Source organism: Maribacter sp. IgM3_T14_3, assembly GCF_049603095.1.
Taxonomy (GTDB): Bacteria; Bacteroidota; Bacteroidia; order Flavobacteriales; family Flavobacteriaceae; genus Maribacter.
This window is the reverse complement of record NZ_CP187138.1, coordinates 3,512,543-3,532,204: the sequence shown is the minus strand read 5'-3', so window position 1 is coordinate 3,532,204 and position 19,662 is coordinate 3,512,543. Positions and strand designations below refer to the sequence as shown.

Here is a 19,662-nt window from a genome sequence, read left to right as displayed (position 1 = left end):
TCTCTGAATAAAGGGACAAATTACAGCATTGTAAAATGAAGTTAAAAGAAATTCCTGTATCAATTTACAATTCGGTTAAACTTTTAGCCCTTTCGTCTAAAAGTATGATAACCGAGAATAAAAAAGAAATACCGGTAATAGTTTCTTTAACCTCGATTCCATCAAGGTTAGGCACACTTCATTTAACCATTAGAAGCATTTTAAATCAAGACGTACGACCGAAGAAAATTATTTTATGGTTACATCATTCGTTGAAAAACGAAATTCCAAAAAAACTGGCGTCTTTAGAAAGTGAAGTATTTGAAATCATGTATTCAGATTTAACCTGTTCTCACAGAAAGTTAATTCATAGCTTAGAATTATTCCCGAATGAAATAATTGTCACTTGTGATGATGATATGCTTTATAGACCAAACTGGCTTCGTTTATTACATGAAGAACATCAATTACATCCTAACAAAGTTATCGCGAATCAGACCAGATATATTACATATAACATGGCTGGAGAATTACAATCGTATAAATGTTGGGTCTTTGATAAAGATTCAAAATTTAAAACCTCTGCTGTAATACCAATTGGTGCCGAGGGCGTTTTATATCCACCAAATAGCCTTTCCAAAAAAGTAACAGACTCAACATTATTTTTAGAATTGGCTCCGAAAGCAGATGACCTGTGGTTTAAAGCCATGGCTTATTTAGAAGGATCCGAGTCTAAGCAAGCAACAAATAAAGCTAAAACCCCCATACCTATAATAGGGTCTCAAAAGCAATCTCTAAAAAAGTCGAATATTGGAGGAGATAAAAACAAGACTCAATGGCTAGCTATAACTAATTACTTCAACATTACTCCAGATAATTTTCTTTAATACAAGCAAAAAACAAATGACAGAGGAAATCAACAAATGCATAGAAGTTCTAGAAAATGGCGGACTCATACTCTACCCTACCGATACGGTTTGGGGAATTGGTTGTGATGCTACAAATGAAAAAGCCGTCGAAAAGATATATAAATTAAAACAACGCGATGATAGTAAGGCAATGATATGTTTAGTTGCCAATGATGCCATGCTCGAAAAGCATGTTGAAAAGGTATCTGACCTAGCTTATGATATTATCGACCTTGCTACCAAGCCGACGACTATTATATTCGATAAACCTCGTGGTGTGGCTAAAAACTTAATAGCAGAAGACGATACCTTAGCTATTAGAGTAGCATCTGATAAGTTTTGCCAATACCTGATCAGTAAGTTTAAAAAGCCTATTGTATCTACTTCTGCCAACGTATCTGGACAACCTACTCCAAAATCTTTCCAAAATATAGATTCAGCCATTTTAAAAGGTGTAGACTATGTGGTAAATTTGCATCGTGAGAAACAGAATAGCTCCGCCTCATCAATTATTAGACTTTCTAATGACAATACGGTGAAGATTATTCGAGAATAAGAACATGCAAGAGAGCTATACAGACGCTTTAAACAACCCAATTTTCAAAATAATTTCAGAAGCTGCAGAAGAACTTTCTGTAGATTGTTATGTTATTGGAGGTTTTGTAAGAGACTATTTTTTAAAACGAAACATACCAAAAGACATAGATGTAGTTGCTATTGGCAGTGGTATTGACCTTGCCGAGAAGGTAGCTTCTAAATTAAAAGGCAAGCCCCAAGTTTCTGTTTTTAAGAATTTTGGTACTGCCATGATCAAAAGTGACGGTATTGAATTAGAATTTGTTGGAGCTCGAAAAGAAAGTTATAACCGAGATAGTCGTAAGCCCATAGTTGAAGATGGTACTTTAGAAGATGACCAAAAAAGAAGAGATTTCACCATTAATGCTTTGGCGCTTTCATTGAACAAAGCTAACTACGGTGCGCTTCTCGATCCTTTTGGCGGTATTGCAGACTTAGAGAACAAGATTATAAAAACTCCCCTAGAGCCAGGCATTACGTATTCAGATGACCCTTTACGTATGATGCGTGCGATTCGTTTTGCCACCCAATTAGATTTTCAGATCGCACTACCCTCATTACAAGCGATTGCAGAACATAAAGACCGCCTAAAAATAGTATCGAACGAACGTATTTTAGACGAGCTTAATAAAATTATGTTATGCAAAAAACCTTCTTTAGGCTTTTCGTTACTGCATAAAACAGAATTACTAGAGTTAATTCTACCAGAACTAACTGCTCTACAAGGTATAGAAGAAATTGAAGGTCAAAAACATAAAGATAACTTTTGGCATACTTTAGAGGTAGTCGATAATATATCTGAAGCTACAGACGACCTATGGTTACGCTGGGCTGCTTTATTACACGATATAGGTAAGGCACCGACCAAAAGATTCCATAAAAAAATTGGATGGACATTTCACGGGCACGAATTCGTAGGATCCAAGATGGTCTTTAAATTATTCAAACGTTTACGTATGCCATTGAACGAGAAAATGAAATTCGTTCAGAAGATGGTTTTAATGAGTTCAAGACCTATTATACTTTCTGAAGATTATGTGACCGATTCAGCTGTACGTAGATTGGTTTTTGATGCCGGCGATAATGTAGAAGATCTAATGACTTTGTGTGAGGCGGATATCACTACTAAAAACCCCAAGAAACAGCGTAAATACCATCAAAACTTTAAGATTGTTCGCCAAAAGATTGAAGAAGTAGAAGCTCGCGATCATGTTAGAAACTTTCAACCACCTATTAGTGGCGAAGAAATAATGGAAACTTTTTCGTTAAAACCATCAAAGGAAATCGGAATTATAAAAGAAGCGATTAAAGAAGCGATTTTAGAAGGAGAAATTCCGAATGAATATAAAGCGGCACAAGATTTTATGTATCTTAAGGGTGCAGAATTGGGTCTACAGAGTTCAAAATAGAATGAATATTATTTATGGATATTACATTTAGAAAAATAGCCAAAATATCATTGGCATTGGTTTATTTAGTAATTGTTGCCGGCGCAGTGGTTAGAATGACCGGTAGCGGAATGGGGTGCCCAGATTGGCCCAAATGTTTTGGTTATTATATACCACCAACAGAGGTTACAGAAATACAATGGCAACCAGATAGATTGTTCGAAAAAGGTCAGGTAATTATTCATCGTGAGACCTTACAAGTTTCAAAAAAAACGTTCACGACAACAAATGCTTTTGACGCTACCAATTGGGAAGCATATACGAAACATGACTACGCAGAATTTAATCCGTGGAACACATGGATCGAATATATTAACAGACTATTGGGAGCATTGGCAGGTCTTGCCACCTTACTATTGGCTATCATGTCGATTAAATTTTGGAAGAAGAAAAAACGTATACCCATACTATCATGGTTAGTGGTTGTAGGCATGGTTTTTCAAGCTTGGCTGGGCGCAACAGTAGTGTACTCCGTTTTAGAACCCGCCAAAATCACTGTTCACATGCTTATGGCATTGGTAATCGTAGCGATGTTACTGTATGTCATCTATTTAGCCAACAATGAGAATAAACGCATTAAGTACGATAAGTTGGTATTGAACATTAGTATTGTAGCCATTGTATTAACCCTTGTACAAATTACTCTGGGTACACAGGTTCGACAATTTATAGACGAGCAAATAGATATTTTCGGATACAATGCAAGAGATAACTGGTTAAGAGATCCTGAAGTATTATTTTATATACATCGTTCATTTTCTATTCTAGTCATTCTAGTAAACGCATTCTTGGCATATAGAATTACAAAGTTAGATTTAGGGCACTTTAAAATTTACTGGGTCTTGTTTTTACTGGTAGTGGAAGTGTTTACGGGTATTGCCATGAACTATTTAGACTTTCCATTTGCGAGTCAGCCATTGCACCTCGTATTGGCGTCTATTCTATTTGGTGTACAATTCTACATACTTTTAGATGCATTAATGCCTAGAATAAACTCGAAAACTTCGTAACTTTGCCCTCCCACAAAAATTAAAGTATGATTTATAAAATTCGTGTAATTCTAGACGCTGATGAAGATATTTTCAGAGATCTAGAGATAGAGGCGCATAATTCATTAGAAGACTTTCATAATGCCATTACACAGGCATTTGGTTTTTTAGGTAATGAAATGGCATCTTTTTATACATGTGATGAAGAGTGGAAACAAGACGAAGAGATTGCACTTTTTGACATGAGCGAATCTGGCTCTGATGTTAAGTTAATGAACGAAACCTTTTTAGAGGATATCATTACCGAGAACAACCCCAAACTGATATACGTTTATGATTTTATGAACATGTGGACGTTTTTCGTTGAGCTTGCAGATATTCAAGAAAATGAAGATGGTCGTTCTTACCCTAATATACTTTTTTCATTTGGTGAACTACCAGAAACTCCGCCAGAAAAAAACTTTGAAGTAGAGAGCGATACCTTCGACTTTGATGATACCTTTGATAATTATGACGATTTAGATTTCGATGAAAATTGGAACTAAATTACGCGTAAAAAATTTCACTTTACCTTGCTAACCATTTAATTTAGAACATTTTATGATTAACCTATATGCTACCCAAATCGAAAGTATTTCTATACATAGAGTTGGTAACAAAAATAAGAATGAAGGTGTTTTTCTTTCAGAAGAACCCTTTAGACTTAACGATGAAACCACCGGTCTATTAAAAGAATACTTTTTTAAGCCTTTTAGAGAAAAGGAAGAGAACTATTATAAATTGGCTAATGAAGTTGATGTTGAATTCAATGAATTATACAAAATAGTTAGTGAAGTTTTTGAAGACAACTCAAAGGCTCATATAAATTCTAAAAAAATAGCTTCTTTATTATTCGAACAATCTAACCACCCACATATTAAAAGTGGTGAGGTATATGTTGCCTACCTTTCTAATTTACTTTTAGATAATAAAAAAGTAGATGCCATAGGCATATTTAAAAGTGAGTTAAAACACGATTTTATACAGTTCGAAGAAAAAAACAGCAACCTAGATATCGTTATTCAACAAGGTATCAACATCAATAAGTTAGATAAAGGGTGTTTGATTTTTAATGTTGACAAAGAAGAAGGTTACAAAGTATTATCTGTAGATAGCAACAAGTACGATACCAAATATTGGATTGAAAATTTCTTAGGTGTAAACCCGCTATCGGATGACAATTTTAAAACTAAAAACTACTTGAAATTTTGCCAGAATTTCGCAAAAGATGTGGTTTTACCAGCGGAAGACAAGCAGCAAGAGGTATTGTTCATGAACCGTGCAGTAAACCATTTTGCAAAAAACGATTCTTTTGAAGAGTCTACTTTTTTGAACGAGGTAATGGAAAACCCCGAATTGATACCAGAATTCAAACATTACAAAACAGAAAAAGGTCCGAAGTACAGCATTGAAGATGTTTCTACATTCGACATTGCGAACAAGGCAGTATCTGATGCGCGTAAAAAAATAAAAAATGTCATTAATTTGGATACGAATATTCAGATAAAAATGGACTTCATCAACCCTGAATCTGCAGAGAAATATGTGGAAAAAGGTTGGGACGAAGAAAGACAAATGTATTATTACTTAGTATACTTCAATAAAGAACAAAAGAGCTAGTATTCCTTAAATACGCCAAGCTTACAACAAGCAAAAAGCCCATTATTTTCTAAAGAAAATAATGGGCTTTTTCGATTTTTAGCTATTAAAACATGTGTTAGTTATTAATTTTAATATTGTGTTCTATAATCTGTTTTACACTTACATCTTCATAATTTCTACGAACAAAATTGAGCGCTAAATCTAGCACTTCTCCCATTGTCTTGCAGTTCTGAAAATCCATGTCCATCGTAAGAACTTCAATCTGTTCTCTTAGCATAGCAATGTTTTCGGGTGTTGAGATTTCATCGGTCTTACAAATGGCACGTAATTTTTTAATTCTATTACCAGAACTTAAAATTCTCTTGGCAACCATTGAACGTTCTTCTAATTTATACTGATCAACAGAATCGTGGGTCAGTTTTTTACGAACCAACTCTACCATTTTATAATTTTCTTTAAAAAACTGAGGTCTATAGACTTTTAGTTTTCCTTCAAAACATTGTTGATCAAAATCTATAGCACGAATTTTATAAACAACATGGTCAAAATCATGGGTAGGTACAATTACATAGTTATATGACCTCATATCGCCCAATAGCCTGATCATGCAACGTTCATTAAATTTTACGAATTCTTTCGCTAACTGTGCCTTTTCACTAGGCGTACAGAGCGGCAAATTATGTTTAATAAATTCATCGCCAGGTATACCTGCAATATGCTCTTCAATTAGAGTGTCTTTATACACCAAAAAGTTAAGATTATACGGCGAAAGCATATGCTCTAATTCTAAGCCATAAATACGCGATGCATCCGTCTTTTTTATGTAGAAATAAGTGAAGTTATCGTTCAATATATTTCGAATCTTAATACGAAAAGGTTTAGAATTTCCGAACGTACAGAAATCAACGGCATCAACATTTAAATACTGATGAATATTATCACTTCCATCAGAATGTAAAATTGAATAGACTTTCTTTAAACTATCATCTATTTCTTTTCTTTCATATTCTGAATAGTATGCTCGTACCCAAAGAGTGTCTTCATCATTTTTATCATACACTACAACCGAACCTGAAAAACGAAGCAAATCGTCGTAAAATATAGGAATTTCAATCTTACGGCTATAATGTTCTAAATAACCATCTAACGCCTCACTTACTGGGTAAGCGGGTTTTTTCTTCGACATTAATCTTTCTTCTGACATGCTTCAAATTTACTTACAAATTAATCATTTCACTTAAATAATTTTTATCAAGCATATAGAATTAACCCTTACAACAACATAAATAGCCAGTACACAACATTTTTTAAGCCAAGAGCTAAAAACTCGCTTTATTTGTTTTAGTACTACTTGAAACCATACCGATGATAAAGCATTTTAAAACCAACATCAAATTTCTTCTGTTCTCACTACTTGCATTCAGTTCATTTTTGGGACTTGCACAGTTGAGCGACCTTCATTATTTACCACCAATGAAGCAAGGTCAAAATAATGCGGGTATACGAGAACAGGCAATTTATCTTTCTACTCCTGAAACCACCATGTTTACGGTTAATGTTTACATTGGCACCAATACCACGCTATGGAAATCTTATAATATCAATAATACGAACCCCGCATTAATTGACGCTGGTGAGGGCTTAACCGATGGGGATAATAATATAACCCTAGTAAGCAATGACAACACAGGTATTGTATTAACAAATAGCGGTCTAAGGTTTGAATCAGCTGGCAGCAAGTTCTATGTAAATTACAGAGGGCAATCAGCGTCACAAGCGGCATCTTTAACCTCAAAAGGTAGAGAGGCCATGGGTACCAGTTTTAGGTGGGGTGGTGTACCTAATTTAGGGGGCGAGTCATCAAAATCCAATACCCTAGGTATAATGGCAACCGAAAATAATACCACGGTTACGCTCTCTGGCTATGATCCTGACTGTACTTTTAGATTAGGAGCAAATGCAGATGGTATAACGGCCGATACCTTTACAGTTACTTTAGATGCCAATGAATCTTTTGTATTTGAAAACTATGTAGGTACTAGAAATTTTCCATCACATATTGATGGTTGGATTGGAGCCTCAGTAATAGCTGACAAAAAAATTGTCATTAGTAACGGTGCTATGAACTTTGGTCGAGTTGCAAACAGTGGAAATCGTGATGCCGGTATTGACCAACCGGTACCAACTATAAATTTAGGTAAGGAGTATGTTTTTGTAAGAGGAAACGGTAACGTAGACGGAGCAACGGAATTCCCTTTGATCATAGCCACTGCAAACGATACAGATATATATGTACAAGGGTCTGCTACGCCAATAGCCACCATTGATAATGGTGAATATTATCAAATACCTAGTACTTTTTACTCCGGTACAACCGCAGGAGACAACATGTTCGTTGTAACTTCTAAAGACGCATATGCGTACCAATGTTTAGCCGGATCAACTGGTAATCAAACAGCTGGGCTAAATTTTATAGCTCCTGTTAATTGCCTGTTACCTGATTTATTGAACAATATTCCAGATATCAGTAACATGGCCGGAACAACTGTAAGTGGAGGATTAACGATAATTGCATCCACAAGAACATTGGATTCCAATATTCAGGTTTTTGAAGATGGTATTGCAATTTCAGATGCGAGAAAGGGTGTTTCAAGTCCTGTAGCAGGTTCTTCAGAATGGAAAACTTTTTATATACCAAATTTAAATGGTGATATTAGTGCCACATCAACTGGCCCCATGGCCGTTGGTTTTGTAGGCTTTAACGGCGACCAAGGTGTAGCCGGTTATTTCTCTGGTTTTGATACCGCACCAGAGGTAATTCTGGACATCAACGGTGGTGTGGTTGGGGAATGCTTTGCCGGCTCCAGTATTTTTATAGCTACGGAAAATTTTGATGCCTACCAGTGGTATTATGAGGGTGAAATCATTCCCGGTGCCACCTCTCCTGATTATGCGGCGACAGAAGCGGGAGAATATTACGTACAAGGCTATAAAGGCGAATGTCCTTATGACTCCGATCCTATTATCGTTTTCTTTTGTGACCCAGATATACAGATAATCAAATCGGTAGAAGATGCTGAAATTACAGAGGGCAAAAGCACAACTTTTACGATTAGGGTAGAAAACTTATTTTTTGAACCTATCACGAATCTTCGGTTAACGGATAATATACCCGCGGGACTTACTCTTATCAGCGGTAATACTACCAAGGGTTCTTGGACAAATCCGGTATGGAATATTGGCACATTAAACCCAGGAGAAATTGTATTTTTAGAGTTAGAAGTTAGCGGTGATGAACTAGATAGTTTACAGTCCGTTGCCTTGACAAATTCCGTGTCTCACACACAAGATCAAGTAGATACCAATATTACAGAAGATATCTTATCCGCGACGGTAATAGTACACAATGATTTTGATAAGGACGGTGTACGGGATAACGTAGATTTAGATGATGACAACGACGGTATTTATGATACGGATGAATGTACAGAATTTTTCTGCTTCGAAAACATCATAAACGAAAGCTTTGAGGAACCCGTTTTAAGCAGTAATTTCCAAATAATGAACGAATCTTTGGTACCGGGTTGGTTTACTACGGCAACAGATTCGAATATTGAACTTTGGCGTTCTGGCTTTCAAGGAGTTGATTCTTATAATGGTAATCAACATGCAGAATTAAATGCCACCAGAAACGGTGCATTATACCAAAACCTATGTTTAACGCCCGGTTCTGTAATGAGCTGGACCTTACGTCATAGAGGAAGGGCTGGCGAGGATACCATGCAACTACGTATAGGTGCAGATTTGGCAAGTGCCACGATACAGGAAACCATGGTCACCGGTAATGTGGCTTGGCAGCTATATTCGGGTACTTATACCGTACCCGCAGGACAGAACAATACGGTATTTATTTTTGAGGCGGTTAAAACCGCATCCAGTATCTCTGTAGGTAATTTTATTGACGATATTCGCATTAGTGTGGCGGTTCCTGGAGCTTGCATTGATACCGATGGTGATGGCTACCCGGACAATATAGATTTGGATAGTGATAATGATGGCTGCTCAGATGCAGATGAGTGGTATAAAGATAATAATGCAGATGCGGATGATGGTGGAGAATATGGTAGCGGTACGCCAGTAGTAGACCCAAATCTGGGTACAGTAATCGCCGCACCTTATACCAAGGTTTTAGCACCCGAGATACCACTTACAAATACGCCCGAAAATGCTGGAGTTTCTATTGAGGGACAACAAGTGGCAAGAGGTGATATCTTTGACTATGTACTTAATTTTCAAAATATCGGCGATGATGCTGCAACAGGGTACACCATACGAAATGTATTACCTGCAAATGTAACCTATGTAAGTTCTAATCTTTCGGGGCTGCCTATTGGAGTAACTCCTAATGCAGCTGATAATTCGGTTACGTTTACCATACCTGACAACTTGGTAGAAGTAGGCCGCCCAGCTTACACCTTACGAATTACAGTACAAATAGATGACCGCTGTAGCGTTTTCGTAGACGCATGTTCCAATAACCTTGAAAATATAGCATATACCACCTATCAAGGTGTTTCCAATGGCAGAATATATAGCGATGAACCTGGATCCACCAACCTACCGGTGTGTAGTCCGGCAATACCTGTAGCAACGAATAGTGTTGATTTATCGGAGTGTGATGAACCAGAGGTTGCACAACTGTGTAACGGTACCGAAACCCTTACGGCCGGTAACGGTTTTACCACGTACAAATGGGCGATAGACACGAACGGCAATGGCCAAATAGACGCTTCAGAAACAGAACTTACTGATGGTGATGGTGACCCAAGAACCCTTGTAGTAACATCTATTGGTAACTACATTGTTGAAAAATCAGGGGCGACCGGATGCCCAGATGCTGTTCAATATTTTACGGTAGAACTTTTTGGTAGTACCCAAACAAATCCTATTGTAGATTTCTTTAATCAAGTAAATAGTGATGCGAATCCGGATAATGACATTGCAGGCGAAATTGGTACGGATTGTAATGACGGTGTTACCGAATTTGCAGATATTTTCTTATGTGGCGTTTCCGATTCTGCCTTGCTCCAAATGAATATTACCGATGCAGGTGGTGGACTTTTTTGGGAAAAATTGGATGAGAGCAGTACTTGTTCCATTGAATCTGATTCGGGTTGCTTGACCAGAGATCTTGCCTGTACTTGGGATCAAGTTGATACTGGCAGTGATTTTTTGGTAGATAATCCAGGCAGGTATCGTTTATCTGTACTTTATGCCGGTGGTTGTTCCAGTCGTTTTTACTTTAACGTATTTCAAAACACCTTGCCCTTTGTAGTACAAACGCCTACCGATATTCTTTGTGATACAGATGGCAATATCCGTATTACGGGCGTACCTTCTGGATACGGATATCAGCTTATAAACGCGGATACGAATATCACAGTAATACCATTTTCAGCAGGTAATGGCTCTAGTTTTGACATTGCAACGGGCGGGAACTATAAAGTTCAAATAGCAGCTTTGACCCCTGGCACTAATACAACTATAGACGGTACTTGTATATTTGAGACAGAACAGATAAGTGTCTTGGAAAAGGACTTTGAGGTAAGGCTTTCCAAAGAGGATGCCGATTGTTCTGGCTTTGGTGAAATATCAGTACAAGCCTTAAACGTATTTCCAGAATATAATTATCGTATATTCATTTCCGGTACAACAGCACAATTACCCTCAAGTTTAGGATCGACAGACAATACTCATACTTTTACCGGTGTTCCTCCAGGGAACTATACCATTGTAACAAGTACAGATGATGGTTGTATGGATTCTCAGGATATTACCATAAACCAAATATCGGATGTTAACCTTAATGCCGTAATATCTGATCAATTAACCTGTAATGCCGGTTTAATTTCGCTCTCTCCTAGTGGTGGGGTACCAGACCCTAATTATAGAATGGCTATATGGATGGAGAAAGGAACGGTTCTTTACACGGATGAGGCGGATGCACTTGCCAATGCAACCTTCCAATCCATAAACGACTTCTTATTCTTGGATGCCGCGGATGCTGGACAATACCAATTCATCGTTTTTGATAGTAATGATTGTTCCGACCTTTCAAATGTTGTAACACTAGAAAATTTAGGTCCTGTAACCATCGCTGCAAGCAATACCACTATCACTTGTGCCGATGCGACAACAGCTACCTTGACTATCAATGCAAACGGCGGTACCAGCCCCTACGAATACAGTCTAGATGATGGCAAAACCTATCAAACAGTCAATACTTTTACCAATTTAGGTGCTGGTATTTATAACATAACCGTACGGGATTTCGGTGGATCCATAGCTACTTTAAGATGCACGGAAACTTTGGAATATACGATTACGGAACCTTTTAAAATAAATGCCTCCGCAGCAATAGTAGAGGACATAGCTTGTAACGCGACAGGTACTTTAGTTAAAATTCTGAATGCCACCGGAGGCTCGGCTCCTTATACCTATAGTTTTGATGGTGGAACTAGTTTTAGTACCACAAGTGAACGTAGCCTTTCGGCAGGCAACTATGTATTAGTGGTTAAGGATAATATGGAATGTACTTTTGAAATGGACATTACAGTGCCTAAATCAGTAGCGGACCCTAGCTTATCAAAAACCGTAGATTATGACTGCAACGGTGATGCTACCGTTACCGTTACTAGCTCCAATACTGTAGATTTTAATTATACCTATTCCTTGAACGCCGATCCCATACAAAAAGATAATTTCTTTACAGGCGTGCCTGTTGGGACACAAACGGTTACCGTTAACTATTCCTCAGCTTTGACTCCAAGCCAAAGTAATTTTCTACTCGAAACTTTCGGTAGCGGACCCAATACGGCCATAAGCGAGATTGGACCAGGATACTGCTACCAACCTCAAGATGGTACTGCCGCAGCATGTAATGTTGGTCCTGCAGGCATTCTTATTAATGGAGAATATTCGGTAACGGCTACAGTAACCAATCCGGTACCAGCATGGAGAACTCCTAACGATTTTAATGGTTTAATGGATGGTCGCTTTTTTGCCATTGCTGTAAGTACCACACCGGGATTGAACAACATTCTATGGCAAAGGACCGATTTAGAAGTTTTAGCAGATCAGGACATCAACTTTTCGTTACAAGCCTACAACTTGTTAAGAGCGGGTGAAACAGGCGATGACCCACGTTTATTGATTGAATTGGTAGATGCTTCCGGTAACCTTATAGATAGTTTTACTTCTGCCGATATTCCGAAAAATGATAACGCCAACTCATGGTACGCTGTAACAGGTACATTTAATCCAGGTACAAATACAAGCGTAGGAATTATAATTCGTACCGACTTAAATAGCAATTCCGGAAACTATTTGGTACTAGATGATATTCAAGCATCACAGCTTCCGGAAGTCTGCGAAAGAACACAAACATTGAACGTAGTAGTTGAAGATAACAAAGCTTTTGAAGCTGCGTTATTGGGCGTAACCGAGCCAACTTGTGCCAATGGCACCAATGGAGCGTTTAGATTTGAAGTATCCAACTTTGATGCAACTGCGGGATATGAATACACCATTAACGATGGTACAACTACATTTGGTCCTTTCGCTTCCACGAACTTAATAGAACTTTCCGCTGCAAATTATGCTGCTGGAACCTATACAATCATCGTTTATAAGCAGGATGATACAGCTTGTACGGTAAATTTCCCCGTAACCCTTGCGGCCCCTACTCCACTAGTGCCGGATTTACAATTAGAAACAGCCTTTACGTGTTTTAACACAGGTGCTACTTTACTGGCGTCCGCTACCGGAGGCACGGTTGCATATCAATACCAATTGGAGACCACCGCAGGAGCCTTGGTTGCTGCTTATCAAAGTGATGGTAGGTTTACAAATGTTCCTGCCGGGGATTATTTGGTTAAGGTCCTTGATGCGAACAACTGCGAAGAACTCTTACCTCTAGCGAATGTGGTTACCGTGGCAGATCCGGCTGATGTAACTTTTGACGCCACGCCTACAGCTTGTTATACAGGTGCTAGCAACGGCTCAATTTTAGTTAATGTTACCGCAGGTAACGGAAACTATGAATTTAGGATTGATGGTGGTCCATGGATTACCTCAAGTCCTTCTACAGCCACTAGTCATTCCTTTAATGGTCTATCTGAAGGTAGTTATGATATAGAGGTTAGAGATAAATTGGGATGCCCATCTACCTCAAACCTACAGACGGTTATTATTAGTCCACAATTAATTGTTGATTTAAATATAACGCCACTTAGTTCGTGTAACGATGGATCAATTACGATCAACGCTACAGGAGGAAATGGTACACTGGAATATGCCTTCGTGCCAGCGGACGATAATCCCGCAGGCCTTTACGGTTCAACGAACACTTTCACTGTTACCGCAGCTATGGCAGCTGCCAACACAGCGGGATACGATGTCTATGTACAAGATAATAGTGGGGGAACCACTCCGTTATGTTCTTTCTTAAGTGAAGACATTATTTTCACTCCGGTAAGTACTTTATCGGTAACAGCGAGGCCTTCAAATCCTGAGTGTTTTGATGGTCTTGGTTTTATAGATATTGCCGTAGGTGGTGGAACTGCACCGTATACATATACGCTGGTAGATATGACATCTACGGATGGTATCGATTATGGCAATAGCAATTCGAACATTTTTAGTACCAACTTGACTTTTAATGGGATTGGGGTCGGTAATTACCAAGTAACCATAACGGATGCTGCTGGTTGTACGTTGAACTCATCAACGGCGACAATCAACAACGCCATTGAGATTACAGCAGATATTTTACCCATTCTACCAAGTAATTGTTCAAGCACGATAGAAAGCGATTATGGTTTTGAATTTGACAATATAAATAGCCCTACAGGTACTGTTGAATATAGCAATGATGGTGGAACTACTTGGCAGACCTCTCCAGAGCTCAGAGGAACGGTAGCCAATCCTACGTTCTCGGGAACAGAGGTTTTCCCATCAATAAGAGTAGAAGTAGCTCCGACTGTGTTCTGTCAGAAAGATTTTCCAAGATATCTAATACCTTTCCCTTTAGATGATTTGGATATTACCTTATCTGCCGTAATTGTCGGATGTAATGATTTACGAGTTACGGTTGAAGGAAGTGAAGGTGACAATACAAGTGGTTATGATTATACGTATACGGATGACCCGGCCAACTTTAACGCATTTATCACCAATCCAAATGTATGGGTAGAAAATGTACCCGACGGGACATCACACACCTTTCAGAACATAAATTCAACAACACCTCAATACCCAGAAGTACCGCTTTTGGTTCCTGGAAGGACATATGTATTTTATGTAAGGGATGGTTCGGGTTGTATCAGACAAAGTAACGTTAATTTAAATGATATACCTGGCATTGGACTACCAATTGATATTACTTCGGACATTACCCCTACTTGTGACGTTGCCGCTAATGGTGCCATCACATTTGAACTGAACCCATCTACGGCATACCCTTCTATGCGTTGGGAAATTTATGAACTAGGAAACGCTACACCCATTGAAGTAAGTGGAGGTGGTGCTACAGCTATGAACGTTGCATATACCAATGCTATTTCAACGACAGTAGGGCTTGCTGAGGGAGAGTATTATATTGACATTGTTCAAGTGGATAACACGAACACGGATGCTTGTCGTGGAGCTAGTGAAAACGCATATGTAACAGAATTAGCCCCACTTATTGCAACTGCTGTTCCAACAAGGAATATCTCCTGTAACCTTCCGGGCTTAATTTCCATCAACAGAATATCTGGGGGCGGAGGTGCTCCATATACTTATGATATTACTGGTCCAGCTGGTTTTACCGCACTAACAGGAACAACCAACAACCCCATTGAGATACCTGTAAATTCACCGGCTGGTGATTACACGGTTACTTTATATGATCAGTATAGTTGCTCCTTGGTACTGAATACAGTTGCTTTGAGCGTATCACTAAATCCAACCCTGAACTCTACTACGCAAGATAATTGTGCAGCTCCGATAACGGTAAATGCATCAGGAAATTCCGCCGCGGGTAACTTGCGTTACGCCATTGTGACCGCTGGAAGTTCAGCTCCCACTTCTTTTGTAGACAATGCTGGCGAATTTACGAACGTAGCTTCAGGCACCTATGATATTTATGTAATTGATGGGAACGGCTGTACCGCTGTAGAAACTGATTTTGTAGTAAATCCAGTACTTTCCGCAAGTGCGACCTTAGCTAAATTATTGGATTGTACCGCTTCACCAGATGCAACAATTTCTATTGAAATTCTGAACGGGTCCAACAATTATCAATATAGTATTACCGGTCCTGGCACCGATGTAAGTCAGATTAACGTTCCCAGTACAAATTTTGACTATCAGGCTTCTGCAGCTGGAGATTATACAATTACGATTTATGACACCTCTACTCCTAGTAGCGCAGACTGCGATAGGGTATTAGTTATAAATGTACCACAAAAAGTAGAACCTATTATCGACCCTAACATTATAACGACTAACGTATCTTGTTTTAATGCCGATGACGGTAGTATCACAATTGCTACCACAAATGGAGCGGCGGCACCGTACACTTTTGAAATTATTTCTCAAGATGGTACTCCAACAAGTATTTTACCCGCCACGGTTCCTACCGGTAACACAGCTACGTTTACAAATTTAGCTCCCGCAACTACCGGCTATGTAATTCAAATAACAGGTGACACCGCAACAAATAATTGTGCTGTTACCAGCGTAGCAATTCCGATTATGGAACCATCAACGATTACCGTCCCAGTGCCAACTGTGGTAGGATTTGCTTGTGGCACTGGTAATTCTTCTAGCAATGCATCTATCACGGTAAATGACGTAACTCCTTTCGTTCAAGGTGGTAGCGGCTCGTATGTGAGATATGAATTTATTGAGGAGGATGACCCTAACACGCTAGCTGTGGAAACCGCAGTTACTGTGCAAAATGGCATGAGTACTACGTATATAGAAACGGATAACGCAGGTGGCGTATTCACCATCAACGTATATGACGATAAGGGATGTGTTGGTTCACAAACTGCCACAATAGCACCTTATGATGAATTGCAACCTTTATCAACGACGGATGTTTTTGTAGTAAACGCAATTGAATGTACTGTTTCAGATCCCGACCCGACCTCAACGGAAACTATTAGGATTACTAATGTAACCGGCACAGTCACTGATTTTGCCAGTAACCCTACTAACTATGAATTTAGGGAGTTACCCGCTACGGCGTATCAAGCTCCTGGAAATAACGAATTCAGCGGTTTAGGTATTGGCACACATACTTTTGGTGTCCGGAATATAAGTACAGGTTGTGAAATATTCGTGGACCACGTGGTAAGTGACCCCAACACTTTTGATGTAACGGTTAACAAATTATCGGATGTACTTTGTTTTGGTGATAACGGTAGTATAACCCTCACCATGAGTGATTCGGCCTACACAGGCACTTTTAGTTATGAAATTTTTAATACTCAAAATACAACAACTACCGGAGATGATGTTTCGGTAAGTAGCCAAACAGGGGTTACTTTAGGTACTACGGCACCGATTGCTCTGCCAACTGGGGACTATATTGTAAGCGTTATTCAAGAAGGTGCACCTACTTGTCCGCAAGAAAGAGGTTTCAATATTACTACCCAGCCAGAAATTATGAGTACGACCAGCGGTGTAGCTGAAGTAGGTTGTGCTAACGATCAAGGAGCTATTTTAGTGGAGGTAACTGGCGGTGTTGCACCGTATACCATCACTATAGATAATGGAAGTGGACCAATAACCGAAACGGGGTTACCTAGTGCACACTTATTCCAAGGATTAGGTTTTGGCACCTATACCGTTAGCATTACAGATTCTAATAGCTGTCCAATTACTGGTTCTGATGTAACATTGGAAGCACAAGTTCCAATAGCCGGAAACTTAATTGTAGACGAAGAGCTGGAATGCGCTGGCGATAACGATGCCCAAATCTATTTTCAGATGACAGCGACGATTACCGCTACTCCGGTTAATTACAATTACGTACTTAACAGGTACGATGATATAGCGGGCACTACTCTTTTACGTACTACTGCCATCCAGAAAAGTGCATCTTTTGATAATCTAGGGTCCGGTTTTTACAGTATCACCGTAACCGATGATATAAATAGTTGTCCGTTTACGACCACTATCATAGAAATTGAGGAACCAACGGATGTGAACTCGCTCTTAGTAATCAACCGACAAATTGATTGTGCTACAGGAACAGCCGATATTTTACTAACGGCCTCTGGTGGTACGGCTCCTTATTCTTGGAGTACGACGCTTGGTGGAACTTCTAATATGATGACTGGCACTACACAAACGTTCACGGTAGGCATCGGTACGTATACCTATTATGTGACAGATAGTTTTAATTGTAGCTCTATTGTGTCAAATGAAGTAACTATAGATTCCATTGAGCCGTTAACACTTGATTTGGCTAATTCTGCCCCTACATTAAATTGTTCTGGGCAAGCCACGGCACTTATCATTGCAGAGGCAGATGGTGCATTTGGCGACTATGAATATAGCTTAGCAACGGATAGCTCATTCTCCTCAGCTTCAACTTTAGCAACAAATACCAATGGTATTTTTGACAACTTGGCCAGTAATATATACTATGTAAGGGTAATCAGTGGAGATTGTTCCGAGGTTGCTACGATTACGGTTATTGATCCAGACCCTGTGGTCGTAGAAGAACCGATAATCAGTCCAATTACCTGTGCTGGGGAAGATAATGGTAGTATTACCGTAAACGCATCTGGTGGTACCGGAATCTTCTTTTATTCCATTTCTCTTGCGAATTCACAGGACTTACAGCGATTAGGTGATGAAAATACTTTTAACGAATTGGAGCCTGGTGACTATATTGTATTTGTACAGGATTCAAATGGTTGTTTTGAACTTGTGGAAGTTACTATAACGGAGCCTAACGCCCTAGAGGTAACTTCTTCTAGCACTCCTGAAATTTGTGTAGGTGAAGAAGACGGCACTATAGATTTAACCATAATAGGTGGTACTGCTCCATATAGTACTCGTTTAGAGAGTGAAACAGATTTTGTACAAGACAGATTAAACTTTACCAACTTAGCAGCTGGTGATTACATCATCTTCATAGAAGATGCACAAGGTTGTGAGGAAACAATAATAGTTACCATTGATCCCGGTGTGGATCTAGGAGCAACCGTAGAGCCGGTTTATGGCTGTAATGGCACAATACCTAGCAACTATGTAAATATTATTTTAAATGACCCAAGTATAGAAAATGATGTGCTATTTGGTTTAGATACTGTAGATCCTTTAGAAATGCAGTTAACACCAATTTTCAGGGATTTGACTCCTGGTACGCATTATATCAGTATTTCTCATGCAAATGGTTGTTTAACCACCTACGATGTTGAGATATTGGCTTTCGATCCTCTTGAAATTACCGTTGAAGAAAGTAATATCAATCAGATCACCGCAACGGTTGTAGGAGGCAGAGAAAACTATACTTTCTACTTTGAGGATGAGAATAGAGGTTCTGAAAATGTGTTCTATATTACCGAAACGGGCACTTATGCGATTACCGTAGTAGATGAAAACGGATGTGAAGCAACAGCTAGCCTGTTCATTGAATTCATTGATATTGAAATTCCTAATTTCTTTACTCCTAATGGTGATGGACAAAACGATTTTTGGATGCCGGATAACATAGAAGTTTATCCAGAGATTTTCATTAGCATCTATGATAGATATGGTCGTTCAGTTTACACCTTTAAGGATAATGAAGACGGTTGGGACGGATTCTATCAGGAAAATGAGCTACCAACTGGAGATTACTGGTACGTCATTAAATTAAATGGTGCAGCGGACACTAGAGAATTTGTCGGAAACTTCACACTTTACAGATAAACAATTTAACAGAGGTAGCTAATTCAGCTACCTCTTCTTTTTAACCGATAACCACTTATTACTAGGGTTTTACAACTAATAATTGTGATTTAATGAAGATTTAATGAAGATTTAATTTTCTTTATTTTTTAAAACTTTACCCGGGCA

8 protein-coding genes are annotated in these 19,662 nt (G+C 38.8%); 7 read left to right on the top strand and 1 reads right to left on the bottom strand.

Annotation, left to right across the window (positions count from 1 at the left end; translation table 11 throughout):
- Positions 1-35: 35 nt before the first annotated feature.
- Genes ACPF9A_RS15790 through ACPF9A_RS15765 form a run of 6 tightly spaced genes read left to right on the top strand, consistent with a single transcriptional unit; the run spans position 36 to position 5,559 of the window.
- Positions 36-866 (top strand): glycosyltransferase family A protein, encoded by an 831-nt coding sequence (locus tag ACPF9A_RS15790; protein WP_423998435.1) that lies wholly within the window; start codon positions 36-38, stop codon positions 864-866.
- A gap of 16 nt (positions 867-882) precedes the next feature.
- Complete coding sequence (locus ACPF9A_RS15785; RefSeq protein WP_423998434.1) at positions 883-1,443, top strand: L-threonylcarbamoyladenylate synthase; 561 nt, start codon at positions 883-885, stop codon at positions 1,441-1,443.
- A gap of 4 nt (positions 1,444-1,447) precedes the next feature.
- Positions 1,448-2,872, top strand: a complete 1,425-nt coding sequence (locus tag ACPF9A_RS15780; RefSeq protein ID WP_423998433.1) for a CCA tRNA nucleotidyltransferase — start codon at positions 1,448-1,450, stop codon at positions 2,870-2,872.
- Positions 2,873-2,886: 14 nt separating this feature from the next.
- Positions 2,887-3,921: a COX15/CtaA family protein gene (locus ACPF9A_RS15775; protein ID WP_423998432.1), complete on the top strand. Its 1,035-nt coding sequence runs from the start codon at positions 2,887-2,889 to the stop codon at positions 3,919-3,921.
- Between the two features lie 26 nt (positions 3,922-3,947).
- A complete protein-coding gene (locus ACPF9A_RS15770) occupies positions 3,948-4,445 on the top strand; it encodes an IS1096 element passenger TnpR family protein (RefSeq protein WP_423998431.1) in 498 nt (165 codons plus the stop codon).
- Positions 4,446-4,500: 55 nt separating this feature from the next.
- Positions 4,501-5,559, top strand: coding sequence for a nucleoid-associated protein (locus tag ACPF9A_RS15765; protein WP_423998430.1), 1,059 nt, complete (start codon positions 4,501-4,503; stop codon positions 5,557-5,559).
- 97 nt (positions 5,560-5,656) lie between these two features.
- Here ACPF9A_RS15765 and ACPF9A_RS15760 read toward each other — a convergent pair whose 3' ends face one another.
- Positions 5,657-6,745, bottom strand: a complete 1,089-nt coding sequence (locus tag ACPF9A_RS15760) for a hypothetical protein (RefSeq protein WP_423998429.1) — start codon at positions 6,743-6,745, stop codon at positions 5,657-5,659.
- A 161-nt stretch (positions 6,746-6,906) separates the two neighbouring features.
- Here ACPF9A_RS15760 and ACPF9A_RS15755 point away from each other — a divergent pair, with 161 nt between their 5' ends.
- A complete protein-coding gene (locus tag ACPF9A_RS15755) occupies positions 6,907-19,515 on the top strand; it encodes a T9SS type B sorting domain-containing protein (RefSeq protein ID WP_423998428.1) in 12,609 nt (4,202 codons plus the stop codon).
- The last annotated feature ends 147 nt before the right edge of the window (positions 19,516-19,662 follow it).